The organism is Streptomyces sp. adm13(2018), from assembly GCF_008042145.1.
GTDB lineage: Bacteria > Actinomycetota > Actinomycetes > Streptomycetales > Streptomycetaceae > Streptomyces.
In genome coordinates this window covers 1-691 of record NZ_RDBH01000186.1, presented here as the reverse complement: position 1 = coordinate 691, position 691 = coordinate 1, and the positions used below count along the sequence as shown (strand labels likewise).

The 691-nt window shown below is 57.3% G+C and carries 2 rRNA genes; both read left to right on the top strand.

The annotated features are described in order from the left end of the window. A 16S ribosomal RNA gene (locus EAO70_RS35380) occupies nt 1–175 on the top strand; the annotation flags it as partial. Between the two features lie 287 nt (nt 176–462). Beyond that, nucleotides 463–691 (top strand): 23S ribosomal RNA (locus tag EAO70_RS35375); the annotation flags it as partial.

The following is a 691-nucleotide window of genomic DNA, read 5'->3' as shown; positions in this document are numbered from 1 at the left end:
GTGAATACGTTCCCGGGCCTTGTACACACCGCCCGTCACGTCACGAAAGTCGGTAACACCCGAAGCCGGTGGCCCAACCCCTTGTGGGAGGGAGCTGTCGAAGGTGGGACTGGCGATTGGGACGAAGTCGTAACAAGGTAGCCGTACCGGAAGGTGCGGCTGGATCACCTCCTTTCTAAGGAGCACAGTACCGATTGCAGGCAAATGTTCTGCACGGTCAGCTCATGGGTGGAACGTTGATTAGTTGGCACAGTTTTGATCCGGTGAATCGTGAGTACTGCTTCGGCGTGGAAAACGGGATTCTGGAAACGGACTGTGCTTGGCACGTTGTTGGGTGTCTGAGGGTACGGCCGGCTGGTCGTCCTTCAAGATTCCGGCCCCAGTGAACTCATCTGCTTGTCGGGTGGGGTGATGGGTGGCTGGTCGTTGTTTGAGAACTACACAGTGGACGCGAGCATCTGTGGCCAAGTTTTTAAGGGCGCACGGTGGATGCCTTGGCACCAGGAACCGATGAAGGACGTGGGAGGCCACGATAGTCCCCGGGGAGCCGTCAACCAGGCTTTGATCCGGGGGTTTCCGAATGGGGAAACCCGGCAGTCGTCATGGGCTGTCACCCATGCCTGAACACATAGGGCATGTGGAGGGAACGAGGGGAAGTGAAACATCTCAGTACCCTCAGGAAGAGAAAACA